At 58.9% G+C, this 21,846-nt stretch carries 20 protein-coding genes; 3 read left to right on the top strand and 17 right to left on the bottom strand.

Annotated features, from left to right (window positions below; genetic code table 11):
• Positions 1–74: 74 nt before the first annotated feature.
• The 17 genes from CUJ84_RS28010 to tssH all read right to left on the bottom strand — a co-directional run bounded on the left by CUJ84_RS28010 (position 75) and on the right by tssH (position 18,301).
• Complete coding sequence (locus tag CUJ84_RS28010; RefSeq protein WP_245457578.1) at positions 75–1,139, bottom strand: hypothetical protein; 1,065 nt, start codon at positions 1,137–1,139, stop codon at positions 75–77.
• Between the two features lie 67 nt (positions 1,140–1,206).
• Positions 1,207–2,220 carry a hypothetical protein gene (locus tag CUJ84_RS28005; protein WP_105008887.1) on the bottom strand — a complete coding sequence of 338 codons (1,014 nt, stop codon included), beginning with the start codon at positions 2,218–2,220 and terminating at the stop codon, positions 1,207–1,209.
• A 97-nt stretch (positions 2,221–2,317) separates the two neighbouring features.
• A complete protein-coding gene (locus CUJ84_RS28000; RefSeq protein ID WP_105008886.1) occupies positions 2,318–2,851 on the bottom strand; it encodes a hypothetical protein in 534 nt (177 codons plus the stop codon).
• Positions 2,848–3,069 (bottom strand): GAD-like domain-containing protein, encoded by a 222-nt coding sequence (locus tag CUJ84_RS27995; RefSeq protein WP_105008885.1) that lies wholly within the window; start codon positions 3,067–3,069, stop codon positions 2,848–2,850. The genes CUJ84_RS28000 and CUJ84_RS27995 overlap by 4 nt, the downstream gene beginning before the upstream one ends.
• A 60-nt stretch (positions 3,070–3,129) precedes the next feature.
• Positions 3,130–4,119, bottom strand: coding sequence for a type VI immunity family protein (locus CUJ84_RS27990; RefSeq protein ID WP_158686973.1), 990 nt, complete (start codon positions 4,117–4,119; stop codon positions 3,130–3,132).
• 345 nt (positions 4,120–4,464) lie between these two features.
• Entirely contained in the window at positions 4,465–5,376 is a 912-nt protein-coding gene (locus tag CUJ84_RS27985; protein ID WP_105008883.1) for a hypothetical protein, read from the bottom strand.
• Positions 5,377–5,485: 109 nt separating this feature from the next.
• On the bottom strand, positions 5,486–6,151 hold the full coding sequence (locus CUJ84_RS27980) for a GAD-like domain-containing protein (protein WP_105008882.1): 666 nt from the start codon (positions 6,149–6,151) through the stop codon (positions 5,486–5,488).
• Positions 6,152–6,384: 233 nt separating this feature from the next.
• A complete protein-coding gene (locus CUJ84_RS27975) occupies positions 6,385–6,687 on the bottom strand; it encodes a PAAR domain-containing protein (protein WP_105008881.1) in 303 nt (100 codons plus the stop codon).
• A 124-nt stretch (positions 6,688–6,811) separates the two neighbouring features.
• Entirely contained in the window at positions 6,812–7,486 is a 675-nt protein-coding gene (locus CUJ84_RS27970; protein ID WP_105008880.1) for a GAD-like domain-containing protein, read from the bottom strand.
• A gap of 96 nt (positions 7,487–7,582) precedes the next feature.
• On the bottom strand, positions 7,583–8,311 hold the full coding sequence (locus CUJ84_RS27965) for a GAD-like domain-containing protein (RefSeq protein WP_105008879.1): 729 nt from the start codon (positions 8,309–8,311) through the stop codon (positions 7,583–7,585).
• A gap of 240 nt (positions 8,312–8,551) precedes the next feature.
• Positions 8,552–9,019: a pentapeptide repeat-containing protein gene (locus CUJ84_RS38905; protein ID WP_348632681.1), complete on the bottom strand. Its 468-nt coding sequence runs from the start codon at positions 9,017–9,019 to the stop codon at positions 8,552–8,554.
• 417 nt (positions 9,020–9,436) lie between these two features.
• Entirely contained in the window at positions 9,437–10,933 is a 1,497-nt protein-coding gene (locus tag CUJ84_RS27955; RefSeq protein WP_158686971.1) for a DUF4150 domain-containing protein, read from the bottom strand.
• Positions 10,933–11,994 carry a DUF2169 family type VI secretion system accessory protein gene (locus CUJ84_RS27950; protein ID WP_105008876.1) on the bottom strand — a complete coding sequence of 354 codons (1,062 nt, stop codon included), beginning with the start codon at positions 11,992–11,994 and terminating at the stop codon, positions 10,933–10,935. The genes CUJ84_RS27955 and CUJ84_RS27950 overlap by 1 nt, the downstream gene beginning before the upstream one ends.
• 6 nt (positions 11,995–12,000) lie before the next feature.
• The gene (gene tssI, locus CUJ84_RS27945) at positions 12,001–14,322 is read right to left on the bottom strand and encodes a type VI secretion system tip protein TssI/VgrG (protein WP_105008875.1); all 2,322 of its coding nucleotides are present in this window, start codon (positions 14,320–14,322) and stop codon (positions 12,001–12,003) included.
• Between the two features lie 13 nt (positions 14,323–14,335).
• Positions 14,336–14,929 carry a hypothetical protein gene (locus CUJ84_RS27940; protein ID WP_105008874.1) on the bottom strand — a complete coding sequence of 198 codons (594 nt, stop codon included), beginning with the start codon at positions 14,927–14,929 and terminating at the stop codon, positions 14,336–14,338.
• A gap of 79 nt (positions 14,930–15,008) precedes the next feature.
• Positions 15,009–15,485: an Hcp family type VI secretion system effector gene (locus CUJ84_RS27935; RefSeq protein ID WP_003575677.1), complete on the bottom strand. Its 477-nt coding sequence runs from the start codon at positions 15,483–15,485 to the stop codon at positions 15,009–15,011.
• A 41-nt stretch (positions 15,486–15,526) separates the two neighbouring features.
• Positions 15,527–18,301, bottom strand: coding sequence for a type VI secretion system ATPase TssH (gene tssH / locus CUJ84_RS27930; RefSeq protein WP_105008873.1), 2,775 nt, complete (start codon positions 18,299–18,301; stop codon positions 15,527–15,529).
• 230 nt (positions 18,302–18,531) lie between these two features.
• Between tssH and tssA the strand changes: the two genes are divergently transcribed.
• From tssA to tssC, 3 genes are all read left to right on the top strand, one after another.
• Positions 18,532–19,596 (top strand): type VI secretion system protein TssA, encoded by a 1,065-nt coding sequence (gene tssA / locus CUJ84_RS27925; protein ID WP_105008872.1) that lies wholly within the window; start codon positions 18,532–18,534, stop codon positions 19,594–19,596.
• A gap of 57 nt (positions 19,597–19,653) precedes the next feature.
• Complete coding sequence (tssB, locus tag CUJ84_RS27920; RefSeq protein ID WP_105008871.1) at positions 19,654–20,178, top strand: type VI secretion system contractile sheath small subunit; 525 nt, start codon at positions 19,654–19,656, stop codon at positions 20,176–20,178.
• 130 nt (positions 20,179–20,308) lie between these two features.
• The gene (gene tssC, locus CUJ84_RS27915; RefSeq protein WP_011649237.1) at positions 20,309–21,790 is read left to right on the top strand and encodes a type VI secretion system contractile sheath large subunit; all 1,482 of its coding nucleotides are present in this window, start codon (positions 20,309–20,311) and stop codon (positions 21,788–21,790) included.
• Positions 21,791–21,846: the final 56 nt, after the last annotated feature.

Genomic DNA, 21,846 nt, shown 5'->3' with positions numbered 1-21,846 from the left:
CGCCCGCTTGCGCCCCACACGAATGTCGGCGGCGTCGGTGTCGAAATCCAGGCCGTTTTTCTCCCGCACCTGTCTCAGCCATGTCGGAAAGGCATGAAGATTTCCGCATCCGAGAATGGGAAGGCCGAGATCGTTCCGGTAGGTGTCTCGCTTTCCGAAAACTCTCCGCGCTCGGCCATGCGCGCGCTCAGCTCCCACTGCCAGTCCCGGTTCGGCCGGATATGCAATCGCACGACGTTCTTGGCGATCAACGGATGGCCTTCGGTGCCGCGCAGCGGGACCGCAATATGGATTTCCCAGTCCTCGTCATCGCCAAATGGCAGGCCTAGCCTTTGCGCCAGGGCGACGGATTCGGTGGCATTGCGGCGCGCCAGCTCAATGTCGTTGAGCTGCCGTGCCAGCGAGCGGAAACGCTCTTCGTCAGGCTCGATATCCGGCAGAACTGTCTCGACATAGCGGTGCAACATCGCCAGTTGCTCGACGCGCCGTATCAGATCATATTTGCCCTCGATCATATCGGCAACAAGCTCGGCGCGGGTCGCCTTGTTGAGCAGGCAGATGAACACCATGCCCCAGAAACTGAGATTGGTGACATCGTAGAGATCTTCGCCATAACGTCGGTCGTGGCGATAGCCGAGATGCTGGAAAACCTCGAGGATACGCACCGCCTCGTCGGCGAAAGGAATAAACTTTGCCTTCTTGTCGCGCTGGGCAGGCATCGTCGTATAATTGCCGACCTGCGCGATGAGCTTGAGCCGCGCCTTCAGCGCCTTGGCCGAAATCGTCTCGCCGCTGGGCAAGGCTCCGGTATCGTCAAAACCGAACACGAACAGCAATTTGTGCCGCCGCCACATCGGGATGACGCCGCCAAGATCGAGAAACGGCAGCATCCGTCGATAGGCCTCAAGCAGCAGCGGCATTTCCCTATCTCCGACGGAGGGTGCGCCGCCGGCTATGCGCATGAAATGGAAATAGAAATCGATTTGCTCGTTCGGATCGAGCAGCCCGGAAGCTTTGGTCGCCAGAGGCCCGATACGATAATGATTGGCAGGCCAGAACTTTCCCTGGCGCCGATCGGCAAAGGCTTCGTTTTCGTCGGCGATGAATGTCCGCAGCAGCTTTGCGTCGGTGTCGGTCATAGTGTGTCCCTATCGAAGTTCAATGGCGCGACGGCAAGCGGAATAATAGGAAACCATACCAAAGCCGTTAGTACGCGACATTGTCGCCATGCTCATAGAACGTGAATGCGTTGCCGTCGTAACGGAACGCATGACGATCGGTCGCTATCCACAGAGCGTTATCAGACACACTGTCGAGGCTGATGACCTGTGTCTTGTCGTCCAACTGTCCGCTCGTTAGCAGTCTCACACGAGAACCTTCGAGCACATAAAGACCGTGTAAGGTTCCCAAATAGGTCCTCCCCTGGAAGCTGCGGACCGACCAGATGTAATCGCCGGGGAAAAATTCTCCTAAGCTACGGAAGCCAGCCCGGGCATTGCCGGTCAAAACGGTGCCGTTCTCGCCCACGACCAACACTTCGTCGGCTGAGACGCAATGCATGGCGGTCAGGATGGCATCTGTTCTGATGTCGATCTTGGCCCAGGCCTTTCCGTCGTAGTGGAAGAGATTTCCGCCGTTGCCGCAAACATAGATGTCTGTCTCGCTTATGCCGCCAATATCGTTGAAGTTAGGTGCTTGCCGCATCGATTGCGTGAACTGGCGCAACATGTCGTCGGAAATCGACGCCGCATCTGGGAACGGCGGGCTGAGAGCGCTTTTGCCAAGTTTCGCCAGTTCTCCATCGATAGGTGTCCAATTGGTCTCGTCGCGCCGATAGACCTGTCCGTAATTGCCACAGACAAACAAAGTAGAGCCTATCTCTCTGATCCGCGTCACCGCGCCCAGAGCGCGCGCTCCCATCAGACCTGCGCCGGAGATTTTTTCATAGGTCTCATTCACGGAGTTCGCGATCTCGATGTCCCCTTCCCCTGTCAGGGCACAGGCTGCGCGTCTCACCCCTTGCCGTTCCCTGCGCAGGCATAGCGACACCACCTGTTCGCCGGGCCAATCCCGGTAGTGCCACACGTCTTCCGTTTCTGGGCACAGGTAGTAAAGACGGGTAAATTCCGCATCCTTCGGCAGTTCGTCAGGGATCGTCGCAATAACGAAGATGTCGTCGGCTGCAGCGCAAGCGACAACAAATTTGATGGGTACGACCATTAGCTCTCCTTAGCGCGAACCGGCGCTGCCGAGCGCCGGCGAACGCAGCGCAAATATGCTCCCGCCCATTGCAGGCCAGCCGTAAGCCGAGGCAAATTTACCGGACGCTACCAGCGGGGATCGTTTGGGAGACAATTTGCTGCTGCCCTCCGACTTCGACTGCGAATGAATAGTAAATCTCGTCAGGCATGTGCGAGACGGCCTCGGATATTTTCAGTTTTTTATAGTGGTCGGCCGTATTTTGCCCGGTAGTCCTATCTCGAAAATAGATCTCGTCCTGCGAAAGCTCTCCGAGGCTTCGGCGGAGCTGCGGCGTGAGGGCTTTACCGTTATCGTCGTAAATCGCCTTGTATGAATCCGTGCTGGTTGCCGCCAACAATATGTTCCAGATGTCCTCCGGCGCAGACCTCGCTTCCAGAAACAGCTCGACCGCGTTTTCAGGCATATCCACACCGGCCGCGCGATAGATCTCTTCCAGATCATGGGGCGGAGGATCGGTTCGGCTTCGGCTCGTCAAATCCATCAGCAGGGCGACATCGAGCGAAAATGTGAAATGCCGTCCTGTCTTGTGCCAGAGATTGACGGTCCCCAGGCTCGAATATCCGAAGGCAGCGAGCTCATCGGCATTCAATCCGGCACATTGGCCAGTACCTGGCGGAAGAAGCCCTCGAAAAGAGCCGGTGTGCACAGCCTGTAGTTCCTGTTTGCATAGTAGCCCACGCCATGTTGCATCCAGAACCGTCTCAGCTCCTCCGGAACGTGCCCAACGGCACTTTCCGCTTCGGCCTCGGAAATCCGTCTTGCCTCGTGGGGTTTGCCTCGCGCCTCAAAAAACTCTGCTGCGGTCATTGGTGTCTCCCGAAATCGCGATCTCGGTTACCGTTATGGTAGAGCCCGGTTTCAACCCAGCTATTCAAACCTTCGAAGCCACCTCCGCGTTTCTTCGATCTTGTCGTATGGTTCCGGTTGGACAAAAAGGCCTCGCCGATAATCCTTGAAACGAACGGGCTCCAAGACTTTCGCGACGCGGCGATAATCGTCGAGAACCAGACCGCGGTTGACATCGCCCAGTTGCGGCTCGCTGCCTGCCTGTATGATCAGGCCGCCGTCGATCCCGTGGATCGGGCAAGTCTCCCCGAGTTCTTTGGCAAGGGCGCCCTGCCCTCCCAGCTTCCCGACAATCTCTTCGTTGATGACGGTCAGCCAGTTGATCGACTTGATCTGACGGCCATCGCCGAGATCCGATTCTACTTCGAAATGAAGTGGATCGGAAAAATCCAATCCAGGAAAACGTTTGAGTAGAGGTAGAACGGTCTCTGCGACAGTATTGCTGCCGGCAAAAACCCCATGCTCGAACAAAAGACTATAGCCCGCACTGCCATGAAGTAGCTCGACCGATGACGCCCACCGCTTCGTAAGATCGAGCAAAATGCCATAGCCGCGTTCTGCCACAAAGGATGCCGGAAAATAGGCACAGATCATCGATCTTCCAAGCGGGCTCATGGGATCGGGGCCGGCACACTTGAAAGAAATGCTTAAAGGCGTCGGCTCATCGACAACTTTCTTGCCAGGATATCCGAACACCATTGCGTCCATGGGTTCGGATGAACTCAGCTCCCGCGCCATATTTTCATAATAGTCCAGGTAATCGCTGCCAGTGATTTTCGTCAGGCGGCTCGTATTCAGCTTGAGAAAATGCGACAACGCATCCGTAAACAGCGCATGATATTGACGGAGCATGTCGCAGAGTATCAGTCTGGTTCGGCTTTCGCTTCCGCCCAGAAAGAACAGCTCCACCGCAAAACCGATGCGTGTCTCCACAAAACCATGGCCATTGGCAAATGAGAAGCCGTCGATCTGAGCGGCGAGTTCCTTGGTCAAATGCATTGCGTCACTCAAGGAAATACCCTCACTGCGTTGCAAGCGTTGTTGCTGTTCCGAGTCCCAAAGCTCCGAGCGCGACTGCGCCGCATGGCTCCAGAATCGCGCAAGCGACAGCGCCGACGCCTGCTGCTGTTACGCCGAGCGCAACACCGGCCTTTTGCCAGTTACTCAGACCCTCCTCCTGGGACCTGTTACAGGTTGAGTTTGCTGCGCACCGAATGCCACGGCACGCTTGGCATGGACGGCGAGTTCTGACCGATTGCTCCTCCGGCGCGGTAATCTCGCCATCCACGAGGCAGTCGACACTCGCCACGTCCATCGAATTCCGCATTGTATTCGGCATCGCATACCACTGCCCGTTCAGACTTTCAGATCGAGTTTGTTGGTCGAGGCAGCGTAAGCCGGCAGCAGTTTTGCCAAGGTTTCGTCGAACGGAACCGGCAGCGCATTCTGGAAGCGGCAAAGCGGCGTGGCGTTGAACAGAGGGTAATCCAACGGCGGCAGATCGAGGCCACGTTGCTGGCGGAGCCGGCATGCAGCTAGTAGTTCGACCGGGAAGAACCACAATTCTTCTTCGTTGACGATGTCGTAGTCATCCGTCCCGCACCCCGATGCATGGAAGTCCGCAGCTTTTGCCAATGCCTCGCCGAATATACGGGGTCGCGGATCGAACAGCGCTTCGAGCAATGGGGAAAAATCGGCCATTTCTCCGTCATCCGGCTCAAGATCATAGGTCTCGTCGCTCCCCCGCCACGCCTTGTAGAGTTTGACTGAAAGCCATGGCAGATATTGCGGCAGACTTTTCCACGCGACGGCGCCGTTTCCGTCAGTCTGTGCGTCCCACCGGTCGAAAATCGTCTCGGCCAGGCGGTTTGCATGGCTCAGCCAACCAAGCGCCAGCATGGTGGAAACGTCAGTGAACGGCCGCATTGGAAATTTGTAGCCGGCCGGATCGTCCGATTCCATGACCGCATGCGCACATTCGTAGTGCCAGAACCGGTAAATGCCGGACCTCGCAATTTCGTCGGCAGGATAAAGGGCTTCGTTGAGGCTCTTGTCCATCGCCATCCGCATATGCCAGCTTGCGATGGAACCGAGCGCATCCGGAACCAGCTTCTTTTCGCTCTTCCCGTCACGAACGAATGGCTCGATCGTTTCAGAAAGCGGTTCGTCGTAGAGAATTTCCTTATTGAAGGAATCCGCGACCCAGTCCCGGATGTCGCGCTTCTCTTGATTCAGATTTGCTTTAATCGTCTGCTCGACCGATGGCATTTTTCAATCTCTTACAAAGTTTTGCTGTCAAAACATGTCTATTGTGTCGAGGCGGGAGGCCCCGCCATCCTCAGATTTTCATCACGCGTGCGCAAACAGGCGTCTGGCATCAGCTTCCGATCACGCGTACCGGTTGCGGCGGGAAAGGAGCATTGTCCATCAATTGCAGCTCATGCGCCTGCGCCAGGATCGCCATATGCGGCAACGCTTCGTAGATCGTCAGGCTGGCCAGTGCCCTGTTCCCGCCGAGCGCGAGGATGGGCCTGAACCCGTAGATCTGCCCTACGCCGAGCTTTCCGAGCTTTGAACGCGCCGGCTTGAAAAGCTTTTCAGCCTCTGCATCGTATTCATCGATTGTCGGGCTATCGAGCAACATCAACTCGCTGGTAACGGCAATATTGGGATCGTAGGTCTTGCCGTTGACCAGCGCCTGGCACGACACCTGCCCATTTACAAGGTCAATGGTCACATTCTGATGAACTTCGTTCCACGCAATGATCGTTCCAAATGCGCCAAAGCCCAGCACATGCGTCTGCTCGGCGTCAATCTGCGAATCGCCGTCAAAGACAAACTTCATGATCGCTGCATAGGCGTCGGGATCGCAGAACTGGAAATAACCATTCAATATGATCCCGGTCCCGTTCTGCTGCCAGAACTCGATCACCGCATCGGGAACCCTGCCGCGGTATCGCTCTACATCGACGGCCGCTTCCCCGCCCTGCGGAGTACCGAAATCCTCGACGATTGAAGTAAGCCTTACCTGATAATCCTTCACGGTGCCTCACTTCGAACCGATAGATGCACTGGGCAGTATTATGACATCGGAGCATTGCCGGGACCACCTCGCTCCTCCTCCGTCCCACCGGCAATGCACTTGGCTATTACCTCTAGTCTTTTCTGATGCCGCTCAATCTCTCCCACTCGCATCAGCTTCTTCTTTGCTGGCAACGCGCCCGCCGCCGCTGCCAACGAGCAGCATGATGGATTGTTAGTGCCACCCGACGTTAGCTAATCGAATGTCAGCCAAGGCACGCCTTGCACCAGCCTGCCTCCATGCTCGCAAGCATCGCCGAAGCGGGCGACCTTCTGGCCGTCGATCTTGGCAACCGACGATCCGCATGTAATGCCGGCTGTCGTCGGAACGCCCGTGCATGTGCACTTGTCGCCCACCATTGCGATTAGCACGCCTTCGACGCAGACCAAAGATTGGGATGTCGAAGACACCGGCCCTCCAACATGCGGCCGCGGCCCCGGATCGACCATCGGGCAGACATGCATATGGCCCCTAAGCGTGACCGGACGACCAACCATTTGGGCTCCTCATTTCTAACGGCGAGGCTGCAAACCTGTTTCAGACACAAACCTGATATCTAATTGTTCAAGACCAGTGAGCCGACATCAACATCTCAAGTACCTGAGATCTGCTTGCCCATCATCATGCCCCAACTTCGCGGACCGCCGGGACGCTAGGTATGCTTGTGTTATAAAGAGTGAACGGCACCGCCTGAGCTGCGATCGTCATGGCTGCGAGCGCCCCTGCCGGGCGGAGATTGTCGACGGTGATCGGCCCGCCCAGAGCCGGGTGAAGTTTGGGCGCGTAGATTTGTCCCACTTGCAGTTCGCCGTGTGCGAGGAGGAGACGCTTGAACATCGGCTTCCCATTTTCGTCCGGATTGTCGTAGGAATCTGCCTTCACATTGCCGATCACAATGCCCAACGTGATTTTAGGGTCCATATCAGGCTCGGGCGAAAACAGTTCCGGGCAACTGACGCGTCCATAAACCATATTGATTTTGACGGTTTTATAATCCTCGTTCCAAGCAACCAAATCCCCGAAAGCCGAAAATCCGAGAACATGCGTTCTTTCCGGCTTCAGCTCCTCATCACCGCCAAGAACCAGCGCCAGGACCGATTTATATTCGTCCGGATTGCAGAACTGGAAATAGCCCTGGAGCCATTTTCCCGCGGAATGAAGGCTCATGAAGTCAAGAAAACTATCCGGAATACGACCGCGGTAAGCGTCCAGAGTGGTAGATGGCAGTGGAGATCCGCCCTGCGGTTCGCCAAAATCCTTCAAAGCATTTTGATAGGTGATGAAAAGGTCGGTCATCGCTTCTGCCTTTGTTTCGGGGCTCGCACAACATGCGATAAATCATGGCATCGGAACGTCGGAAGTTCTTGTGCATGCCGGCCGGACACCGACGCGCTACCGCGACCCGATCGTCCGGCGTGGGATCACCGTTCCGAAACCGCCTTCCCCATCGGCAGGAGGCGTGTAATCGTAAAATGTCGGCGGCTCCAGCGACGCCAGGAACACAAGATGCTCAACCAAAGGCATCTTCTGCAAATGCTGTATGGTGTTGCCCCCGCCCAGGCTCAAAGCCGGCACGAATCCGTATATTTCTGCCACATTCAGGCGCCCCAGAATTTCCAAAGCGCGTGGCATCAAGTTCTTTTTGTTTTCGTCTTCCCACGGCGGAATAACCGGCGCAAACCGACCTGAGAAACACAGGCCCAACATGACTTCATCGGTCCACCGGCGTTGGTGTTCCTCGTCATATCCTCGATTGTCGATACCCACCTCTCCCCTCGCCATGTTCAGCCTGATCATAGCGTCGCCATACCAGATATCGATTTCACCGAAGGCGGTGTAGCCGAAGGCATACATCTTTTCTGGGTCAAGCTCCGGATCGCCGCGAAAGACATAGTCCAGCACCGGCTTCGGCAAGGGAGGATCGCAAAGCCAATACTGACCGTCGGACCAGCTGCACCAACCATGATCGGTCCAGAAACGGAGAAGAAAATCCGGCAGCTTTCCGCGATAGGCCTCCACATCGGCCGCGCTCGGGCGAATGACATTATCGATCTTGTACGCAGAGAGAAATTCGTCGAACCACTTGATCTCGAAGATGTTGTAGTTTGATTTTTCAGCCATGTCTCAAGGTCCTGAAAGGGGTTTCCCAACAGACTTCGTCATCCACGGCCTGGACTTTGACCGGTTTCAGAATGTTGCGATCGATGGTGGCATCAAGGACGGTCTTCAAGGCAACAGCAGATGCCGTCGAACCAATGCAAAGCGTAGACTGAGGCGATCACCATCCGATTTAATTTAGTGATCGAGCGCAGGTTTAATCTTGGTTCGCCCCGAAGGCGGCCCACTCAATCACCCTACCAACTAATTACCCCAGCGCGGATCGGTCAGCATCAGCGCTAGGCGCTCCATGCCCTTTGGCTTCAGCAGTTCCCTGAAGTCGTCCTCGTTGACAATGCCGAAGTTGGAATTGGCGGTATATTCGCTGGTGAAAATGCCGGCGAGCGCCACGTCGCCCAGATCAGGATTCGCCTGGATCGCGCGGTCGAGATCCGAGATGAAGTCCTTGTAGCGGCTGATCACGTGGATTTTGGGATTTTCGGGTGCGGTGACATCCGAAACCTGGGTGTTCGGGAAGATGCTGTAGTTGATTGTCGCCTTGCTGAAATCCACGCCCTGCAGGCGGCTCGGTTTGTCGGTGTAATCCCGGCCGAAAACGACATCGTCGAGCTTCCCGGTAAACTTGCTCTGCAGGATGGTGGCCTGCCGGAATTCGGCACGGTCGAGCTTGCAATTCAGGAATGATGCGCGTTCGAAAACGGCAAAGTCCACGCCGCTTGCCTGTATGTTGCATTTCTCGAAAACCACGTCCTGAAACGCGTTCGCATTCGAAGCCTGGTCCGCTCCAAAAGAGAAGCTTCTCATGTCACAGGAGATAAACTTGCAATTGCTGTAACGGCTATCCCAATTCTGGATCGCAAGCTGGCAGTTTTCGAAGGTGCAATCTTCTAACACGGCGCCGGTAAAGGCGAGGCCAGTAATAGAGCAGTTTTTAAAGTGAATGCCGCGCCAAGTCCTGTTCTTGACATGAAGGTTGAAGGGGATGATTTGCGTCGCATATGCCTTCTTGCTGCGAAGGCGCTCGTCGGGAGAAAACACGGTATCGGAAAAACTCGCGCCATGTCCCGAACTCAGGCCCGCCTCGATCGCCGATACAAACTCTTGCTGCTTCAAACCAACTACTCCCAACTATGGCCATATCAATGGTACGCCGGTACCGAAACCCGATGTATATTTCGTGACGTGCGCCTGCCATTGCGGCGCCGTCGTCACGTCGAACCAGTAATTCTGGCCGTTCACAACGACGTCCGGACCGAACTGGAACCGTGGCGTCGTGGTGACCAGCCCCCGCAGGCTGGGGTCGTTATCGACAAGGTTCTTGAAGACCGTGTCGATCTGCGTACCCATGTGAGTATTATATTGATTTGGATTGCGCGCAACCGCCGCAGCCTGCCTCGGCGTGAGACGTGCTCTCTGTTGCGCAGTGCGCAGATGCTGTATCAGCCGCTGCTCAAGATTGACGATGTTGCGCGGCAGAGCTGTGCTTCTTGCTCCCTGCACGCCGGTCACAAGAAGCGTTCGCCCAGATGTCTGCGCCGTCGCGGCGATCGCGCCGGCGCCACCTGCCACACCTTGGATGAGATTAGTGGTGTTTGTAACGTTCTGCACCGTTTCGGGCGATGCGCCCATGGCGCCAGCGATCTGGCCGGCCGCCTGGGCGATAGCGGTGTTTTGCTGCTCGCCGGTCCAAAGTTGCCTCAGGCCGGTCGAAAAATTGTCGTAGCCGTTGACCGCAAGCGCACCGCCGGCAATCATAGCCGGTACGCCAGGCACCGCGCCAACACCGGTCGCGGAAGCGCCAGTGCCCACGCCGGCAAGCCCTGCGCCCGCTATGGTTTCGGCGGCTCCGCCTATTGCCTGAAGCGCGCCGACGCCGCGCGTAATCACTTTGCCATGCGACTGGTCGAACTCATGTATGGCCTGGCCCGTCTCGTTGAGCTTTTCGCCGGTCCAGTCCCAGGCCTTTTCGTACCAGGCTTTGTCCTGATTGTCTTCCGCAGGCGGCGGCTTGTCTAAGTCCGTCGAGCGGACGTAGCAATATTCACCAACTGTATTACCTTTGTTTAACGTGCAGAGATCGCCGTGCCGCTGAACCGGTATGCCGTTGACATACACGATTTCTGAAGATGTTACCGGTTCGACGACATCGCCAACGGTGTTGGAGCAGCATCCGAGGCCGGTTCCGGGCTCATCCCCGAAGCAGCAAGAGAACTTTGATTGATGATGCTTGACCATCAGGCCGTTGGAAAAGACACTGGTCGCGTAGTTGAAGTCGTTGTTGGCCGTCCCATAGCTCATGTAGGGGACTGGGACCTTTGGAGACCGGCAGACGTCGGGAGAAAGGCAAACGGCCAGCGCCTCGGAATTGTCATGAATGATTTCGGGCGGCGCGGGGCTTGCCGCGGCGGGAGCCGGCAACTCGGGCGGCTTTTCTTCCTTGTTCTCCTCCCTCTTCGGAGGCGGCCAGGGTCCGTCATAGGCGATCAGAGGAGATCGGCCGTCCGGCGTTTTGGTGAGCAATGTGCCCGAAATCGGCGGCCCGATGATTCTCGTACCCGCAGGCAACCCGTACTGTGCGGCGAAATCAGCATCGTAGATCGGATCAGGAAACCGCCTCTCCCCCATTAGGCCACCCATTGAACAGGGGCGGCCAACGACAGACGCGGCTTTCCGCGTCGCTCCGGCCACGGAAAGGCCGTCCGCCATGTCAGGAAGACACGCCCGACATCCGGACGCATGTCGAAGTGTACGCCGTCGAGCACCAAAATGCCCCGCTTCAGCCCATCGCCCTGGTCGAGATCTACATGAAGATCGATCCCCGGCAGTTGGCCGCGGAGGATATCCCGCCCCGGCAGGAGATGATCCAACTCGAATTCCTCGTCTCCGCGAAGCCACGGCTCGCTAATGAGATCGGGATGCGCCGCCTGCCAGAAGTGGAAGTCGAAATCTTTCGGCAGAAACGGATGACGCTCCTTCAGCCAGACATCGTCATAAGTGCCGGCAAGCTTCAGACGGCCCTCCCAGAACGGCGATATCGGACCAAAACCGGCTGGCGCCGGACGATCACCTACATGGCGGATCGGGTGAGCCTCGTCCTCTATTTGTGGCGCCGGCCATTCAGGTTTCTCGGCAAACGAGGTCTCGTCAACAAGGCCGATGCCGAGCGGGTTTTTCTCGAAAACCTCGCCGCCTTCGATCCTGCCGCCGAAAGCAAGGCGCCAGTCGATGGGGACATGGGCGACAGCTTCTCCCTCTGTCAGTTCCCAGCTGTCGAGGGCGTCTTCCTTGTCGGGGTCGATCAGGCCGCGCCAGGTCTTGCGAGTCCTGGCTCGCCACTGGCGCGGACCATAAACGCGCAGACGTTTTTCCAGAGGCCCGACCTTGAGCCCACATGTCCAAGAGGAGGCCGAAACGCCGTTTGGCGCGAACGTCGCGCCGAGGAAGGTCACGTCCGTGCCAGGCTTGTACGGAGCGAGATCCGTGCAGGCCATCTGCGGGGCCTGATGCGGATCGCCGTCATAAACGTCCGACATGGCTAGAGGCCGCTGGCTGTCATCAAGTACTAGCGGACCGCCATTGCTGAGTTTGAAGGTGCCGCGCGCCACTACTACACCAAGAAGATCGCCCGTCAGATTGTACTGACGGAACGCGAGCACCGGAAAAGGCGTGTCGTTGTCGACCGACATCGCCTGTCAGCCCTTCGCAGCCGTGTCCGACGATGTCGGAGCCGCTTCGGCAAAGCCGCCGCCCGGCTTGTTCAGATCCACGACCTTGCCGTTGATCTGAGTCGGCCCGGATGCCGTGAAGTTAAAATGCGTCCCAAGGATGATAACCGTGCCGTCCTCGCGCATGATGAACTTGGAAGCGCCGCATTCGATGACGAACTCTTCGCCGACAATGACCTTTTTGAACTTTCCCACCTTCTCGAGCGATGTCTGGCCAACATTGGTCACCTTGCTGACGCCGATTTGCTCGGCGCGGGCGATGCCAACCGTATCTGATTTAAAAGAGCCTACGATCGTGTTCATAATGCCCGGCAAGGGGAATAGGCTGGAAGCAGCACTTCCCACTCCGCTACCGGAACCAGCAAGAGCGGTTCCGGCATCCGCCCGAGGGCTGGGGCCGGAAACGACACCTTCACGACTACCGAGACCGCCCGCGCTGAGGAAACCTAGTGCCGAGGAGGCAAGCGTTCCGGCAAAAGCGGCGAGGCCCGGCCCGCCACCTCCGGCGATCTGGCCGGCCTGCGAAAGAAGGCCGGCCGTCTGGCTTGCCATTCCCTGCACCGCCCCCATCAGCGCCATGGCCATCGGCCCCGTGCCGCCGACGACGGTGTTCATCGAGCCGCCGACTTCATGTTTCTGGTTGCCGCCCACTTCGACCGTCCGATTGGCGCCGATTGCCGAGACCTCGTGCCGGTCGATGCGCTTGGTGCGGTCGTTCAGGACGCGCGTCGTCTGGTCCTTCTGCGCATGGAAGAACATGTTCTCCTGGCCAGACTCGTCTTCGAACGTCATTTCGTTGAAGCCTGTGCCCTTATGCGAGTTTGAGCGCATGACCATGCGCGTCTTGTTGGCGGGCAGGTCGTAGGGAACAGCATTGGTGGGATTGGGCACCACGCCTGTCACCAGCGGCCGGTCGGGGTCGCCGTCGACGAAGGCGACCATCACCTCCATGCCGATACGCGGGATGACCTGGGCGCCCCAGGTCCCGCCTCCCCAGACCTGGCTGACGCGCACCCAGCAGGTGTCGGAACCGTCCTTCTTGGCCTTCCGGTCCCAGGGGAACCACAGCTTGATGCGACCGTACTGGTCGGGATGGATTTCCTCGCCGGAAGGGCCGGCGACGATCGCCACCTGGGTGCCCTCGATCCGCGGCCGCTTCGTCTCGCGATGCGGCGTCATCGGCACCCGCGACGGCACCGCCTCGAATGTGTTCGTGTATTCCGGTTCGTTGCTATTCGTCTCATAGGATCGATCGACGACGGTATGCACCGCCTTGACCACCACATGTTCCTCATAGGCGTGATCTGGATGGGCGACTTCATAGGGGGTGAAGCGGCGTCCCGCCTCAAGGATGCGGGATGTGGAGCCGCCGAAGACCCGGTCGTGATCGGCTTCGGAGGCCTGCATCCTCAATTTTTCCGCCCGCTCCGCCTCGGCCACGGAAGAAATGCGCGCCGGATATTCGTAAAGCTCGCGCTTCGTCGCTTCCGGCATCTGCACCAGCGACGGGGTCATTGTGCCCGGCACCATGCGCGGCGTCTCGAAGTTCCAGTCGGCGCCGGCGCGCTGGCCCGGCACATAGGAATAGCGCCGGCTCCACTCGTTGATATGGTTGCGGTCGGACGAGCCCTGCGCCAGGCGGACCCGCCCTTCTCCCTGCGCCGAGGGCGACGGGCCGAGCCAGGATCTTGCGCCGTCGGCCACATGCAGCTTGTGTTTGCCATCCTCATGGGAGAACCAGTAAAACAGGCCGTCCTCCTCGAAGCGGCGGGTGAGATAGGCAAGGTCCGTTTCGTTCCACTGCACCGAATAATGCAGCGGTGGCGGCGGCGTGATCACGCCCGAGGTATCGGGCGCGGGAATACCGTGCTCGGAAAACAGCGTCTCGACGATATCGACCGCGGTCTTGTCCATCCAGATGCGGCAGTCGGAACGGCGCGACAGCAGCCACATCTGCGGCCTGAGCACCATGGAATAAGACCGCAGGCCGCGGGTGATGGGCGGTCCTTCGTTGAGTTCGGTCACCAGGCCGTTGAACGGCCGACGCACGCCGCCGCCATCCTCGCCCTGCTGCACCTCGACGGAGACATCCATCAGCCGGCCGATCAGCTCCTCCGGCTTGACGGATGGTTTCTTGGCGCGGGCCGACAGCCTGATTTCAAAGAGCGAGGAAATACCTTCCTCGATCGTCACCCGCTCCGGCAGAAGCTGGTCTTCGCCCAGCGGCGAGACGATTCTGAGAATTCGGCTCGCCTGGATGAAATCCGCGGCGGACGACATATCGTTCATCGATGAGGACCTCTCAGCCTACGGCAGCGGCGGACGCTTCCGAGAAGCGTTTCAAAAAGCCGTCGACGAGGGTACGGCGATCGAAATAATGCAGGAGTTCCAGCCGGTTGTTGTTGCCGTTGAAATAGGCGGCAGCCATCGGCCGCTCTCCGGTCTTCTGGATGAAGGTGACCGCGGGATTGCCGTACAGCAAACGGGTCGGCGCCGGATCCTCGCCATAGATGGGAAGGAAATTCAGCGTGACGGACGCTTTGTAATGCTCCAGCGCCTTGGCCGTGAAGATGTTCTTCTTGCCGAGATAGCGGTGCATGACCGTCGTACGGCCATTCGGGCGGGTCGTCAGCTGCGTTCCCGATTCGAAGAATTCCGAAAGCAATTCCCGCGCTCCGGGCGAACCCTGTAGCTTGCGGCCCTTGAAATAGACGTCTTCGCCGATGGCAAGCGTATAGACGCTGCGCATCACCTGAAGATGGCTGGTCCCAACCCCCTTGACGCCCTTGATCTTGAAGCTGGGCGCGACCATGCCGAAGACGCTTTCGTCGAACACTTCCTCGACGATGAGATGGTAGTTCGTCAGTTTCACATTATCGATGGCCAATCCGCTCATGGGAAGACTTCCTTCAAGCCCGCGACGACGATGGAGCGAATAGGCGCCGCAACGATGCGGCGCCCCTTCCAGTCGGATATCAGGCGGCCTTGGTGGTCGCGAGATCGTAAGAGGCGATCATCGGCGACTGCGGCGAGTGCTTGTCGTCGTAAGGCGTGTACTTCACTTCCATCTTGGTGAAGTTCAGCTTGATCGTCTCGACCGGGCGGTCGCCGTTGGAATCGATCGAGTAGCTGGCAATCAGCGTGTTCTCGAGGGAATACTCGATGTAGGTGTCGCCGGGATTGCCCGTGGTGACAAGATGGATAACGGAGCGCTTGCCGGTGCGGCCCGAGCAGGCTTCCTGGAAGAGCTTGGTCGACGAGGAGTCGCTGACCTTGGTGAGGATCACTTCCGAAACGGTCGGCTCGGAAGCTTCGCGGTTTGCCGCCGAACCGGCGGAGGTGTTCATGTTACGGGCGACGTTCCAGTGAATGGCTTCGATGTCCATCCACTTGCGATGCTGCTCGTGGGTCGCATCGCCCTGGATCCCGTCGATCTGAAGATAAATCGGCATGCTGTCAGCTCTCCTATTGGCGGTTGAGTGCCTAGTTGCGTCTAAGGCGTAGTTGCCTTTCTTCTCGCTGCTCCCCGAGTGCGCTTGCGGCTCGGGGTTACTTCATCCGACAACCGGCTTTCCCCCGGCGTGTCGAATTCCTGCGGGGCGGCCTCTTCGGCATCGAGGCCGAAGCGATGGCCGTCGTATCCGATGGCGACCCCGGTAATTTTCTTCCCCTGCCCAACGGCATCGAGGAAAAAGGTCGAAAGCACAGGCAAGAGGTCGCGGGCGATCATGACCTCGATGGCGCGGGCGCCTACCTCGCTTGCGCGGGCGCGCGAAATCAGCGCGTCGCGGGCTTCCGGTGATAGTGAAAGCGTGGTCCCGTAGGTGGCGCCGATCCGGTCGCGGATACGGCCGATCTGGATATCGACGATGCCCGAAAGGGTCTCGTTACCGAGCGGCATGAAGGGCAGCACCGTCGTGCGGCCAAGGAAGGCCGGCTTGAAATGCTTCTGCAATTCCGGTGCCAGCAGCGCTTCGAGCGCCTCTGCCTCCGGCATCGTGTCGGGATCGGCGGCAAGTGCGGCGATCATCTCCGAACCGGTATTCGCCGTCATGACGATGGTGGTGTTCTTGAAATCGATGTCTCGGCCTTCGCCGTCGCGCAGCGTTCCCTTGTCGAACACCTGGTAGAAGATTTCCTGGACACCCGGATGCGCCTTGTCGATCTCGTCGAGCAGCAGCACCCCATAGGGCCTGCGCCTCACCGCTTCGGTGAGCACGCCACCTTCGCCGTAGCCGACATAACCGGGGGGCGAGCCGAGGAGCATGGAAATCTTATGCTCCTCCTTGAACTCGGACATGTTGATGGTCGTGAGGTACCGGCTGCCGCCATAGAGCATATCGGCGAGCGAAAGCGCGGTTTCGGTCTTGCCGGTGCCGGACATGCCGACCAGCAGGAAGACGGCCGGCGGCCGGCGCGGATCGGAAAGGCCGGCGCGGGCGGCCCGCATGGCCGAAGCGATCCGCTCGATTGCCGCATCCTGACCAAGCACCCTCTCCTTCAGGCGGGCATCGAGCGTCTTGACGGTCTCGATCTGGTCCGACAGCAGCTTGCCGACGGGAATTCCGGTCCAGCGGGCAACGACGGCAGCGACGATCTCCTTGTCGACGACGCGCGGCAGGAGCGGCGTTTGGTCCGCGACTGTCGCCAGGCTCCGTTCTGTGACAGCAAGTGCAGCGCGTGCGCTTTCCGCCGTCATGGCCTGCGGCGGGAAAGGCGCCACATTCGTGCCGTCGCCGGTCTTGTCGGCTGGCGCCAGCGGGACGACGGCATCGTCGGGCGAGAAGAACTCCTCCAGTCGGTCAGCCTCTCGGACGAGCCGGTTTTCTTCATCGAATTTCGATCGGAGCGCCTCGATCTCCAGGACGATCTCCTGTTGCTTGCCTGCGATTTCGCCGAGCCGGGCGCGCTTTTCCGACGTCTCCGGTTCGCGCGCGAGCCAGTTCGCCTCGGTTTCCAGAAGATCGCGCTCGTCGACGAGCAGCTTCAGCGCCTCCGGTGTCGTCTGGCGCGCAAGCGCTACCGCCGCAGCTGCCGTGTCGATCAGGCTGATCGCCTTGTCGGGAAGCTGCCGGTCCGGCAGATATCTGGCCGAAAGCCGGACGGCCGCAACGATCGCCTCGTCGCGAATGCGCACCTTGTGGTGGATTTTCAGGCCTTCCGCCACGCCGCGCAGCATGCGGATGGCGGCTTCTTCGTCCGGCTCGCGAACATGCACGGTCTGAAAGCGGCGGGTGAGTGCGGCATCCTTTTCGATGAAGCGCTTGTATTCGCTCCAGGTCGTTGCCGCGATCGTCCGCAGTTCGCCGCGCGCCAAAGCGGGTTTCAGGACATTGGCGGCATCGCCCTGCCCTGCCTGTCCGCCGGCGCCGATCAGCCCATGCGCTTCGTCTATGAACAGAATGATCGGCTCCGGTGACGTCTTCACCGCATCGACCACGCCATGCAGCCGCCGTTCGAACTCGCCTTTGACGCCGGCACCGGCTTGCAGCAGGCTCAGGTCCAAGAGCAGCAGCTTCACGTCCTTCAACCGGGCCGGCACGTTGCCGGCGGCGATCTCCAGCGCCAGTGCTTCCGCCACGGCGGTCTTGCCGACACCCGCCTCGCCGACGAGGATCGGATTGTTCTGCCGCCGGCGCATCAGGATATCGATCAACTGCCGCAATTCGCGATCGCGTCCGATGACCGGGTCGGTTCGGCCCGCCCGGGCGTCCGCGGTCATGTCGTGGGTGTAGAGCCGCAGGAATTCATTGTCCCCAGAGAAGGTCGCAGACGCGGCAACGGGCACGGAAAGCTCGCCCGACGGGCCTGGCGCCGCCGTCTCCAGCAACTTGTCGAGCGTCGCCCTGTCGAGATTGCGCATCGACGGGGCAATGCCGCGAGTCACCGCCCGCAATGCCGGCTCGTTGATCAGCGCGGCAAGCAGATCGGCCAAAAGCACGACATTCCGCCCGCACTGCAGCGATGCAACCAGAAAGGATTCCCTCCCAAGAGCGAGCAGGTTCGGGGAGAGGGCAAGCGAGGCGCCATCCTCCCGCGGGATGTCGGCGATAGCGGCGTCGAGCTCCATTCTCAGCATCTCCGAGGAGAGCTTGAGTTCTTCGAAAACGGCAGAAAATCCTGCGATATCAAGAAGGGAGCGAAGCCAATGGGCGATATCCACGACGGCATGCTGATGACGCACGGCAAGCGAAGCCGCTGTCTCAAGACCGACACGTAGATTGGGCTCAAGCGTTCTTATCAGACGATTGAGATCGATATGGGACATTCTCAAGTCCTGTCTTTACGTCGAAATTCAGTACGCTCACCCGATGCGAAGAAACAACTAGGGCGCTCATAAACCCTTGTCCAGAAGAAAAACGACTCTATTTTGAAAAATGAGCATATCGAAAGTCGTCATAAATCCGTCATCATCCTTCTATGGTTGACAAGCCAATATGAGCCGCCCAAAATGACCGCTCTTCGCATTATGCTCTGCTTTTTGAGGAATTTAACCGCGTGAATGTTCGCGAAATTATAGATCCACTTGAACAAAATCATCCGTGCGGAGAAAACGTGCGGAATAATACTGTGTCTCGTGAAATATACTATAGAATTAAGGACGCGAGAAACGCCGCGCGTACAGCCGAACGTAGTATTATCCCGGGTGAGACTATTGCGATTGCACCTGCCTGGCACGATGTTAGCAATCTTGGATTGCAGATCCTTTCTTCAAAGAGCAAGGACATCGAAGTATTGGCATGGCTCGCTGAAGCGCAACTGCGGCTGCGCGGCTTCTCTGGATTGCATGACGTCTACGTCGCAACCGTGTCGCTTTTAGACAAGCATTTCGACGCTTTGCATTCGATCGGAGATGGTGACATCGAGGAACGGTTCGCGCCCTTTGCTGGTCTCAACGGTGTTGGCGGCGAGGGCACGCTCATCCAGGCTATTCGTTTGACATCGTTGATCCCCGGCGGAAAATTCGCCCAGTTTTCGCTTTGGGATTTCCAGCTTTCGCAGCGGCCGAACGAAACCGAACGGCTCAAGGAATTGCAGCAGGCGGCGGCAGAAGCCGGTGTCGCTCAGATGTCAGCCTATCTCGACGTGCTGACCGGGTGCATCGCCGCATTCGATCGCATGGTCGAAATACTTGACATACACTGCGGCGACCAGGCGCCGCCGAGTTCGAATACACGCAATGTGTTGCAGGAGGCGGCGTCTGCAATCCGGATGCTCGCCGGAATCGAAGCGCCGCTCGCCGCTCCGCAAGCCCTTGCCTCGCAAGGATCCGAGCCACTGCCGGCAAGCGAAACCGACGAGTCCGGAGCCATCGGCCTGCGGCCTGTCAGCGCCGAGCCGATTCGTTCGCGGGAAGAAGCCTTCGAACTTCTGATCGCCGTTGCGCGCTATTTCCGCCGCACGGAGCCCCATTCACCGATCTCCATGTCGATCGAAACGCTGGTGCGTCGCGGCCGCATGGATTTTTTCGAGCTTCTTGCCGAGCTCCTGCCCGAACAGCAGACGCGCAACGCGGTGCTGACGGCAGCCGGCATCCAGCCCGTAGCCGACAAGGGAGGCTAACGGCACGCCGCAGCATCCTCAATTGACAATCCGCCGATGAGACGAAGGAGAATCTCGATGGCAAGTGTGCATGAGAAACTGGAACGGGTTCGCAAACCGCGAGTCCACATCAAATACGAAGTGGAAACCGAAGGCGCGATGGTGGTGAAGGAACTGCCCTTCGTCGTCGGCGTGCTTGGCGATTTCTCCGGAAATCCCACGCAGCAGCTCAAGCCGTTCGGCGAGCGCAAGTTCGTGCAGGTCGACCGCGACAACTTCGACGACGTCATGCGCCGCATGACGCCGGGCCTCACCATTTCGGTCGAGAACACCCTCGAGAAAAACGGAAGCGACCTTCCCGTTTCGCTGAAATTCGAAAGCATGGCCGATTTCGAACCCGGCGCGGTCGTCGATCAGGTGCCGGCGCTGAAGGCCCTGCTCAACGCGCGCAACCAGCTGCGCGACCTGATGAGCAAGGCGGACCGCTCCGAAGAGCTCGAGCGCCTGCTCGAGGACATCCTGCAGAACAAGGCCGATCTCTCGCAGCTGGTCGCCCAACTTGGCGGCGACAAAGCCGAAGAGGCGAAGGACGCATTGAACTGAGTGCCTGGGATCGCGGGCCGATCGCGGACCGCGCGCTCCATTCCTGAAGAGTCGTTGTCCGGCAGTGGCCCCTTTCGAAGGGAACCCCTCATGCTTCGAGGGCCGCCGCTTTCGTAAAAAGGATCGATAGATGACCGCTGAAACGCAATTGCAAACAAAGGAAGACGTAGGCTTCGCGCCTGATGAAAACCTGCTCTCGAAGGTCGTTGCGGCGACCCGCCAGACCGAGCCCGACCGTGCCCAGGACCTTCTGCGCACCCTCACCGATCAAGCCCTGAAGGGCACCGTCACCTATGATCGCAACCTGACGATCACCTTGAACAATGCCATTGCCGAAATCGACAAGGCGATTTCCAGCCAGCTCGCGGCTATCATGCAGTCGCCTGAGTTCACCAAGCTCGAAGGCGCCTGGCGCGGCCTGAACTATCTCGTCAAGAACAGCGAAACCAGCGCCAATCTGAAGATCCGCGTGCTCAATGCATCCAAGCGCGATGTCGCCAAGGATCTCGCAAAGGCCGTCGAATTCGACCAGTCGCGGCTCTTCAAGTCGGTCTATGAAGACGAATTCGGCACGCCGGGCGGCGAGCCGATGGGCGCGCTGATCGGCGATTTCGAATTCGACAATTCCTTCGACGACGTCCAGCTTCTGCAGGGCGTCTCGATGATCGCCGCAGCCGCTTTCGCCCCGTTCATCTCCGCCGCCAGCCCACGCATGTTCGGCTTCGAGGATTTCCGGGAGCTGGCAAAACCCCGCGATCTCGAGAAGATCTTCGAGACGGTTGAATACGCCAAGTGGCGCAGCCTGCGTGACAGCGATGATTCCCGCTTCGTGACGCTCGCCATGCCGCGTGTGCTCGCCCGCATGCCATACGGCCCGAAGACCAGCCCGATCGAGGAGTTCAACTTCGACGAAACCGGCGGTTCCAAGACCGGCGAGCTGTCGCACGGTTCCTACTGCTGGATGAATGCAGCCTATGTGATGGGCACGCGTCTCACCGAGGCCTTCGCCAAGAACGGCTGGTGCACCGCCATTCGCGGGGCGGAAAACGGCGGCAAGGTCGAAGGGCTGCCGATGCACATCTTCTCGAGCGACGACGGCGATCTGGATCTGAAATGCCCCACGGAAGTCGGTATCACCGATCGCCGCGATGCCGAACTCGGCAAGCTCGGCTTCCTGCCGCTCTGCCATTACAAAAATACCGACTATGCCGTGTTCTTCGGGGCGCAGACCGCGCATAAGCCGAAGCTCTACGACCGACCCGAGGCAACTGCGAACGCGGCCGTTTCAGCCCGCCTGCCCTATATGATGGCGACCTCGCGTTTCGCCCATTATCTCAAGGTCATGGGCCGCGACAAGATCGGCTCATTCATGGAGGCGGAAGATTGCGAGGCCTGGCTCAATCGCTGGATCTCCAACTATGTCAACGCCAATGACGACGCCGGCGAAGAGTCGCGGGCGAAATATCCGCTGCGCGAGGCAAAAGTCACCGTCCAGGAAATCCCCGGCAGGCCTGGCGCTTACAACGCCGTGGCCTGGATGCGCCCATGGCTGCAGATGGAGGAATTGACCACCTCGCTGCGCATGGTCGCCCGGATTCCCTCGAAGAACTGATGAAAGCAGGGCCAAGCGCGGCGGCTTGCCGCCGCGCAACCATCCTTGCGGTCGAA

It is taken from the genome of Rhizobium leguminosarum (assembly GCF_002953715.1).
GTDB lineage: Bacteria > Pseudomonadota > Alphaproteobacteria > Rhizobiales > Rhizobiaceae > Rhizobium > Rhizobium leguminosarum_V.
The sequence above is the reverse complement of the archived record's forward strand: the minus strand, read 5'-3'. Positions and strand labels throughout refer to the sequence as shown.